The sequence below is a fragment of the Acinetobacter sp. 24-47-62 genome (genome assembly GCF_056779765.1).
Genome location: NZ_JBWYIN010000001.1, coordinates 291,007 through 298,611, shown reverse-complemented (window position 1 = coordinate 298,611; position 7,605 = coordinate 291,007). Strand labels below are relative to the sequence as shown.

The 7,605-nt window shown below is 40.4% G+C and carries 6 protein-coding genes; all 6 read left to right on the top strand.

The features are described from left to right. Positions 1-235: 235 nt before the first annotated feature. The 6 genes from AC1M87_RS01505 (at position 236) to AC1M87_RS01480 (ending at position 7,605) form a co-directional block, all read left to right on the top strand. Positions 236-1,624 carry a methylenetetrahydrofolate reductase C-terminal domain-containing protein gene (locus AC1M87_RS01505; protein ID WP_481592759.1) on the top strand — a complete coding sequence of 463 codons (1,389 nt, stop codon included), beginning with the start codon at positions 236-238 and terminating at the stop codon, positions 1,622-1,624. Positions 1,625-1,826: 202 nt separating this feature from the next. Further along, positions 1,827-2,507, top strand: a complete 681-nt coding sequence (locus AC1M87_RS01500) for a GntR family transcriptional regulator (RefSeq protein WP_481592750.1) — start codon at positions 1,827-1,829, stop codon at positions 2,505-2,507. A 214-nt stretch (positions 2,508-2,721) separates the two neighbouring features. Continuing rightward, a complete protein-coding gene (locus AC1M87_RS01495; RefSeq protein ID WP_481592749.1) occupies positions 2,722-4,815 on the top strand; it encodes a TonB-dependent receptor in 2,094 nt (697 codons plus the stop codon). Further along, complete coding sequence (locus AC1M87_RS01490) at positions 4,815-5,831, top strand: ABC transporter substrate-binding protein (protein WP_481592748.1); 1,017 nt, start codon at positions 4,815-4,817, stop codon at positions 5,829-5,831. Before AC1M87_RS01495 ends, AC1M87_RS01490 begins: the two co-directional genes overlap by 1 nt. Then, positions 5,828-6,844, top strand: a complete 1,017-nt coding sequence (locus AC1M87_RS01485; protein ID WP_481592747.1) for a FecCD family ABC transporter permease — start codon at positions 5,828-5,830, stop codon at positions 6,842-6,844. The genes AC1M87_RS01490 and AC1M87_RS01485 overlap by 4 nt, the downstream gene beginning before the upstream one ends. Beyond that, a complete protein-coding gene (locus AC1M87_RS01480) occupies positions 6,841-7,605 on the top strand; it encodes an ABC transporter ATP-binding protein (protein ID WP_481587081.1) in 765 nt (254 codons plus the stop codon). Before AC1M87_RS01485 ends, AC1M87_RS01480 begins: the two co-directional genes overlap by 4 nt.

Genomic DNA, 7,605 nt, shown 5'->3' with positions numbered 1-7,605 from the left:
TGAAAGACCACATCAAGCTAACAAAGGAAAGCCACCTCTAATGGCTGCTTAACCTCTACTTTTAACTTCGGTTATTTATGGGAGGATTACCATTTTTCCTAAGCTATTTAAATTTAATAGATAATTTGGATATGGGTTACACTCAATTTAGTAAATCTTTGAATAAGTGTATGAAATCTATTCATTTGGATTTAGACAATGATTGCAGTCTAAAAAATTCGGTCAATCAAGACACATGCTTAATTTTTTTCAACACTTAGAACTTCAAAAATTCTGTATTTTAGTAGAGTATTTAACCTCAACCAAAAGCCAACAGGTAACATGTAATATAGCGGGCTTTCCAGCCTTTGTAGCCATTGCCGATCGTGTCCAATCGGATCACGATATGGCACCCCTTGAAGCAAGTCAGGATTATCCAAAATCAATAGATAAAGTTTTGCATTTTTCAGGGAAAGGTCGTGATATTAAGGATTTTGAGTTATTTCTTCATCAGGCTAGTTCAGCTCAGAATAGAAATTTACTTTTGATCACTGGTGATAAGCTTAAAGAGCATAGTGATGGGGATAATCAATTTGAACGTACCCGATATCTAGAATCGATTAATGCAGTGATGTCCGCAAAGAATTATGGTGGCTTTAATATAGGTGTAGCATTTAATCCCTTTAAATATACTGAGGCTGAGCATTATGCTCAATATTTAAAATTACATAAAAAAGTTATAGCTGGCGCAGATTTTATTATTACCCAATTAGGGTATGACATGGATGCCTTAAAACAGCTAAAGTTTTTCCTAAAGCATTACCATTACAAACAAAATATACTGGCTTGTGTTATGCCACTGAGCTTGGCACGGGCAAATTTTATAGTGAAAAATAAAGTCGCCGGTATTGTGATTACACCTTATATGATGAGAGTGTTGGCTGAGGAAAAACAGAATGGATTGGCTGAAAATGCGTATAAGCGGTGTGCCATACAAATATTGATGTGTAAGCTTTTAGGTTTTAATGGTGTTCATCTTTCAGCATGCGAAAAGTCAGAAGAACAGAAGATTCTGCAAAATTATATTGAGCAATATCAACATGATGATTTAGAGGAACTAGAAGCACGCTGGAAATCTCTTTGGCAGATTCAGACTGGAAATGAGTTTGTTCCAGAATTAACTCATGATGTACGTCAACCGACATTAGGTCAGCTGATTAAATATCATCATTTGCATGTCATGCATAAAGCCCTTTTTGAGTCCAAAATCTCTAAAGGTGTAGGTAGGTTTATTTTTAAAGCGTCCTTTTGGAATAACGAGCTAGCATCAAAAACTTTGTTAAAAACCGAATTTAAGTCAAAAAATATGGTTGTGGGCTGCGAAAATTGTGGTCAATGTAGATTGGCTGATACTTTATATATTTGCCCTGAAACATGTCCTAAAGGACTTGCAAATGGTCCTTGCGGTGGCACCACATTAGATCGATGTGAGTTTGGAGATCGTGAATGCATTCACTCTGATAAAGCCCGATTAGCCAAAGCCGTAGGACATACTGACGTTTTAAAAGATACCCTGATTGCAACCGTACCCGTTGAAGTTCGTGGAACCAGTTCTTGGAAAAATTGGTTTTTGGGAAAAGTTTAAGTCTTTTCAATTTCTTGTATGGGTTGATTTATAGTATTGAAATGCAATTATTAATTAGCGTTATATAGGGGCTTAAATTATCCTATAAATCTAAAAGCCAAAATTTAATCTATTTTCCTATATATCAATATTTACTGATTCTTAAATTCTCATGATGACTCTATAATTTATTTATTACATAGATGTAAAACGAGAATTAAGGATGAGCATAACGCCCATTAAGTCAGGCACTGGCAATTTAGCTAATGTGATTTATCAACAAATAAAGGATGATATTTTTAGCTTTAAGCTCAAACCTGGACAACGTTTTACTGAAACGGACCTTTCTGAAAAGTATGAGGTCAGCCGTACCCCAACACGGCAAGCACTGTATCGTCTTGAACAGGAAGGCTATGTGAATGTGCATTTCCGCAGTGGTTGGGAAATTAAGCCTTTAGATTTTACCTTTTATCAGGAGCTCTTTGATTTACGTATGATCTTGGAAAAAGAGGCTGTTAAACGTTTATGCGTAATGGATCATGAGCAATCTGAAGAATTACAGAATTTAAAGCGATTATGGCTTGTAGACGAACAGGACTATAACCAGAACACCAAAGCATTGGTGATGCAAAGTGAAGATTTTCATTGTGCCTTGGTTAGAGCTGCAGGAAATCGTCAAATCGCCAAGATTCATCATGAAATCAGTGAAAAAATCCGAATTGTGCTCAGTCTAGGCGCCATGCGTGAATTCGATATCCAGCATGCTTATCAAGATCATGCTGCAATACTTAGATGTATTTTAGCTCGTGATGCTGATGGGGCGATCCATTTAGCAGAACAGCATGTCTTACATAGTATTGAGGACGTGAAGAAAATTACTCTTAAAATATTTTCGACTGTTTAGGATAAATTATTAAAAAAATGCCAATTTTAAAAAATTGGCATTTTTTTTGCCTCTAATTCATATCTTGTATACAAGAATGTACACAAAACTAATCCAGCGATGCCAGAACAACATTTGCTTAGTTTTAGTGCATAGATTTAATGAATAGTGCACCAATTTGAATTCAATATTTGTAAACGCATCAATATTGTGCGTATAAATGAGGATAGTTTTTTTGAGATCTCGTGTAACTTTATTAATAGGTTTAACTGGCATCAATCAAGGGGTGTTTGCAACAGATCAGGTCAAAACCCTAGATACGATTTATCTCAGCACAGCTTTAGCCTCAGAATCTACACAGCACGCTCAAGCGCTTACCAAATTTCAGCATGATCTATTGGATATCCCGTTTAATAAAAGCCATTTGTCGCAAGACGTTATCCAGCAGCAAGATATTCAGCGCATGGATCAAGCCCTCAGCATCGTGAGTGGGGTATTGCATCAAAATAATTATGGTGGGGGCTTTTGGGATAACTATTCATTCCGAGGATTCCAAGGCAATCCCAATATGGGGGTGGATGCCATTCGTAATGGGCTGAGTGTCAATCGTGGCATTTCTGCACCTAAAGATATGGTCAATATTGAATCACTGGATTTTTTAAAAGGTCCCAGTGCCGCACTGTATGGACGTGGTGAGGTCGGTGGGGCATTGAATGTCACCACAAAAAAACCAAAATGGACGTCTGAAACAACGCTTAATCTTCGTGGGACAACACAAGATGAATATCGTTTAAGTCTTGAACAGACCGCGCCAATCAGCGATGCGTTGGCGTATCGAATAGCCGCTGCAATGGAAGATAACCAGTCTTTCCGTGATCATGTCAGTAGCCAACGTTTATTTGTCGCGCCACAATTCTCATGGAAATTATCTGAAAATACCCAAGTGGATTTAGATACTGAATTTACCCAGCATCTAGGCACATTTGACCGTGGTATCACGGCTGTCAACAACCAGTTATTGATGGATCCAAAGACCTTTACGGGTGAGCCTTCTGATGGTGATATGCGCGTCAAAGACAATCTCTACCAAGTACGATTAAAGCATCAGCTCAATGACGCATGGCAGATGAATGCTGCGATCAGTTATAAAGATGCGCAAATGGTCGGCTATTCAACAGAACCACGCAAATTACAGGCCGACCTTGAAACATTAGAGCGTCAGCGTCGTCATCGTGATTATCAGACCGAGGATATGCTGCTCCAAAGTGAATTACTTGGTCAACTGCAACTCGGTCATGTTCAGCATGAATTGGTACTCGGTGCAGAAACAGGGCGTTTGGACTTTATGCAACGTCAATTGCGTCTTAATCACTCGGCTGCTCAGCCAAATTGGATCAACATTTACAATCCCACTTATGGGCAATTTAGCTCTGAACTACCTTTACATACCGATTCCGATGAACGTCAGCAGTACATGGCTGTGAATGTACAAGATCAGGTCTTTTTTAATGACCAATGGAATGTGTTATTCGGAGGTCGATTCGATCGTGTCGAACAGCGCTTCATCAACTATCGCACGCAGTTCAAGGATCAGAGTACAGCACAAAAGTTTAGCCCACGCATAGGCCTTAATTACCGTCCTACACCAGCACTGTCTGTATATAGCAATTATGGTGAAGCATTTTCCATGAATAATGGCATGGGTCGTACAGGGGAGACGTTTGCACCTGAAACAGCGAAAAGCTATGAAATCGGCGCGAAATACCAATGGCAAGATCACAGTATGCTTAGCATCGCCTTGTTTGATATGAGCAAAAAAAATGTCCTGATGACGGATGCCATTGATCCAAACTATGAAGCTGCGGTTGGTGAAGTGAAAAGCAAAGGGCTCGAAATTGACTTCAACCATCGTATCAATGACCAGATGATGGTGTCAGCAGGCTACGCCTATATGGATGCCAAAGTCAGCAAAGATGATGTGTTGCCTGCAGGCTCAGCACTGAGCAACGTACCCAAACATAGCGCACATGTCATGGCAAGCTATGACCTTTGGCAAAATGCGCAACAAGCGGCAGGTCTAAATTTCAATCTCCATTATGTCGGGCAACGCAGTGGGGACAGCCCAACCAATACGGCTAATGGTTTCAGCTTACCTGCCTATACCGTATTTAACCTTGGGGCTTATTACCAAGCAAATCCAAATTTACGCTATCAATTGAATATTCATAATTTGTTAAACGAGGAATATTATCTATCCAGTTATAGCCATGTATGGATTCAACCCGGTGAGCCGATCAAAGCAGCGTTATCGGTACAGTGGCAATACTAATGCAAAGATTTATTGTCCTTTTACTGAGCTGTGTACTGTTGGGTTGTACGGCAACAGAGCAACCGATATCAGCAAAAATACAAAGCCCAACATCGCACTGTGTGGTTGATAGCTCAGAGACCGAAGTCTGCCTAGCTCAGCCAGCACAGCGTATTGTGTCCTTGTTTGAATCAGGTTTAGACGGGCTATATATGTTGGGGCAGGGTGCAAAGGTCGTGGGGATTCCTGCTGAGGTCTATTTACAGACCTTGTTATTTAATGCTTATTCCAAAATGGATCCACGTATTGCCAATAAGCAACTCGCTACACCTTCACAAGGCTCAAATGCCACCAACATTGAAAGCTTAATGCTATTAAAGCCAGATTTGGTGATTTTAGGTAGTGGGCAAACACAAACCATTCAATTGCTTCGACAATTTGGTATTGCAGTCTATGTGATGGAATCAGGTACTTACGATCAGGTGAAAGAAGAGCTGTATGAAATTGCACAGCTTACAGGTGCTGAGCAACGGGCTAAAGAAATTCTGGATTTTTCAGATGTGCTTCTGGCTGAAGTGGCACTCAAAACCTCAAAGCAAAAATATAAGCAATCAATATATTACGCATGGTCAGGTGGACGAATTTATTCAACCTCAGGCCGTAAATCGATTACCAATGATTTTATTGAATTGGCAGGGGCTTACAACGTGGTTAAAACGGAGACCAATCAACCGAATGTCAATCCAGAAACGTTGATTGAGTGGAATCCTGACAATATTGTACTGTGGAATACCGACCCAAACCTGATTTATCAGCGTAAAGAATTGCAAGGTCTAAAAGCAGTACAACAACAGAAAGTGTTTAATCTCAGCCCTGCATTTATCTATAACCCACATACCATCAAAATTATTGTGACTGCGATTTATCTGCATCATCACATTTACCCTGACACCTCAGGCTTAGCAGTTGAAGCCTTGCAACTCAAAATTTTAGAGAAACTCTATGGTCAGAAAATTGCCAAGGAGTTGATGTCATGAATAAGGCAAAATTGAAATACACCTGGTTTTATCCATTGCCGATTCTGCTGATTTTTGTGTCGCTGTTGCTCGGCCCCAGTCAAACATTAAGCGCAGGGGATTATGCACTGTGGTTTATCCAGTGGATATTTGGTACAGCGTATTTTGATGCGCAACAATTTAGCTTGATGCACAATATTGTCTTCAATATTCGCCTACCACGCATCTTATTAACCTTTATGGTTGGGGCGGCTTTGGCAACAGCCGGCAATGGATTGCAAGCTTTATTCCGCAACCCCTTAGTGGATTCCTATGTGCTAGGGATTTCTTCAGGTGCCGCCTTTGGTGCGGCTTTAGCATTATCTTTGAGTTGGTTATCGCCCAATTTATCAGCATTTATTTTTGGCGTATGTGCAGTGGCATTAACCTATGTGTTTGCCCAACAAAAGCATGAAAGCCAAACTTCATTGGTGATGGTGATTTTATCCGGCATGATTGTTTCAGGTCTGTTTTTAGCAGGACTGACCATTATTCAATATTTAAGTGATCCTTTTAAATTACAAGCGATCGTGCAGTGGACCATGGGGAATTTACATCAGGCATCGTGGCAGAAAGTCCAATATGCGGTTGTGCCGATTACGGTGGCTTTAATGGGCTTATACGCCATGCGTTGGCGCTTGAATCTGATGGCATTGGGAGCTGATGAAGCACAAGCGGTGGGGGTGAATCCGAAGTGGGAGCAACTCATACTGATTGTATTGGTGACGCTATGCACCTCCACTTCAGTAGCTGCCGCAGGCATTATCAGTCTATACGGACTATTTATGCCGCATATTGTGCGCATGCTGGTCGGCCCTGACCACCGCTACAGTATTCCTGCCAACATGATTCTAGGCGGTGGTTTTTTACTGCTGATTGATAATTTTTCACGAGTTTTACTGAGCTTTGAAATTCCAATCGGCATTTTCACCATGCTCCTCGGTGCGCCATTTTTCTTATTATTAATCAAAACACAAAGGACGGCTTGGGCATGATTCATATTGAACAGTTGAACTATGCCTATGGGCATAAACACGTGTTAAAAAATATTCAGCTTGAATTTCCAGCCCATCAGTTCTCGGTGATTTTAGGTCGCAATGGTTGTGGCAAATCGACCCTATTTAAACTGATGGCAGGTTTAGAACAGACCACAGATGGGCAAGTACTTTATGCAGGTCGAGCTTTAGAAAACATAAAAGGTAAAGAAAGGGCCGCGCTACTTGGATTTTTACCGCAGTTCCATAAAACGGTTTTCCCATTTTTAGTTAAAGATGTGGTGATTACAGGTCGGGCTGCATTTAGTCGATTTCGTCCATCTAAACAAGATTGGGACATGGTCGATCAGGCTTTAATTGATCTCGATATCGAACATTTAAAAGAGCGCCCTTATACCGAGCTGTCAGGCGGAGAGCGTCAATTGGTGATGATTGCCCGTATTTTGGTGCAAGCACCAAAAGTGATTTTATTAGATGAGCCGACCAATCATTTGGATGTCTATTATCAATCTTATTTGATGAAAAAACTGCGTCAATTGTCACGGCAGAATTTTACTGTGATCGCCATTATGCATGACCCGAATTTGGCATTTTTATTTGCCGATCATTTGTTCTTTATGCGTGAACATGAAGTGATTCGCCCTGATTCAAAAGCGCGTCTCACCGATCCGAAATTTTTAAAAAGCGTCTACGATGTGGAGTTTCATGAAGCCATGATTCAAGACAAGACCATTGTTATCCCTGATCATTCTTGGTTGTAA